1 protein-coding gene is annotated in these 1,805 nt (G+C 55.3%); it reads left to right on the top strand.

The window, feature by feature from the left end; all coding sequences use genetic code 11:
• Positions 1–130 precede the first annotated feature (130 nt).
• The gene (locus BMX57_RS20245) at positions 131–1,525 is read left to right on the top strand and encodes an adenylate/guanylate cyclase domain-containing protein (protein ID WP_092371732.1); all 1,395 of its coding nucleotides are present in this window, start codon (positions 131–133) and stop codon (positions 1,523–1,525) included.
• Positions 1,526–1,805: the final 280 nt, after the last annotated feature.

Raw genomic sequence — 1,805 nt, 5'->3', positions numbered from 1 at the left:
GTCCATTTTGCCGTCCAGTCCTCTGCCTAATCTCGACAGCAGGACTCGCACAGACAGCCTCAGAGCGGCAGGAGGGGATCGGCGAGGCGCTTACATTCAGGTCAACTTCGCAAATTCGCAGGACTAAACAATGCAGACTAATGCAGACGACCTCTTTGCAACGGAATCTGCCAGGCGTTTGGCGTTGGCTGAGCAACGCGGCCTGCGCCTTGCGATTGCCTGTCGCACGCTTGTCACTGGCCTCGCCTTTGCCTGGTACGTCGGCGCACCGATTGTTTTCACAAAATTTGAGCCGCGTTTCGCGGCGATCATCGTCTTGCTTCTTTTTACGGCGATGGGCGTTGCACATTTGTGCGTGATCGGCACCCGGTTTGACCGCTGGTGGATTAAGTACTTGGTCTATGCGGTGGATACGCTTTCGATTTGCGCCACCTTCGCACTGATCCCGATCAGTCGTGCGGATGATGTTCCCCAGATCATCGCATTCCGCGCGTACGGGATTTACTATCTCTTTCCTTTGGTGGCCGTCTCCTGCCTCAGCCTGTCCTGGCGGTTGGTGATCTGGACCGGCGCAATGTGCGTCGTTGGCTGGTGGGCAGCGTTTGTCTGGGTGGCGTCGCAGATGACAGAGACGTTTTCTTGGGCTGACATTCCACCAAATGCGACCCGTGCTGACTATGAACAAGTCTTCCTGTCCATCGACTTTATCGGGCGTGGGAACAGAATCGAGGAAACCGCAATGTTGATGTTTGCCGCACTCAGCCTTGCTGTTGCGGTGTATCGTGCGCGTTCAGTCTTCTTTGCTCAAGTGGCCGCCGACTTGGAATGGCGCCGCGAGCGTTCAGTGCGTGAGCGTGTGAGTGACCTCTTAGGTAAGTACGTCCCGGAAGAAATCGCGCATAAGCTGATCGCGAGCGAAGCGCCATTGCAGCCACAGCGCAGTCGCGGCGTCGCACTGGTTATGGACATCGCGGAGTTCACTCGTTTTTCCGCTGCACATTCCCCGGAGCATGTCATCGCCGTCCTCGACGCATTTCTGGCGGACGCGACAGACGCCGTTTCGAAAGAGGGCGGTATTGTCATGTCATACCTCGGCGATGGTTTTCTTGTCACATTCAATGCGCCGGTTGGGATCGACAACCCAGAGGAAGCGGCAATACAAGCGGCGATGAGATTGCTTAACATCGCTCAAAACCATGGCTTCTGTGTGCGTATTGGCATTGCAAGTGGCGCCCTCGTGACTGGAACGATAGGCACGGAAATACGGCAAACTTTTACGGTCTATGGTGACGCTGTTAACCTGGCAGCTCGGTTGGAAGGTCAATGCAAGAAGCTGGGCGAGTCAGTTTTGGTAGACGTGGAGACAAAAACGGCGATTGGCTCCGATTACAAATGGGAGAGCCACAAAAAACTCGAAATTGCTGGTGTTGAAGAAACGCTCGATGCGTTCAGCCTGTCTGCAGCCAGCGATAGGCCCTCATTTTATGTGGGAACTCCAAAGTACCGCATCTCGTCCATTCCCTGACGAAATTGTGCTGCACTAGGTACGAATGGTCGCTCTTGGTGCTGCGTTGCAGTGTTCGAGATGGTGTGTCTTCGACACGGATCCTGATGCGTGCGCACGCAGCGAAATAAAACGAATTCACGGGTTGGGCTCAAAGCGGTCGTTTTCTGCGCGTTGCTTGGATGTACGTTGTGGGCCGTCCATAAGTAAGCGCCTCGCCGATCCCCTCCTGCCGCTCTGAGGCTGTCTGTGCGAGTCCTGCTGTCGAGATTAGGCAGAGGACTGGACGGCAAAATGGACG

The sequence above is a fragment of the Cribrihabitans marinus genome (assembly GCF_900109035.1).
Classification (GTDB): domain Bacteria; phylum Pseudomonadota; class Alphaproteobacteria; order Rhodobacterales; family Rhodobacteraceae; genus Cribrihabitans; species Cribrihabitans marinus.
Note: the sequence above shows the minus strand (reverse complement) of the source record. Positions and strands in the feature narration are given on the sequence as shown.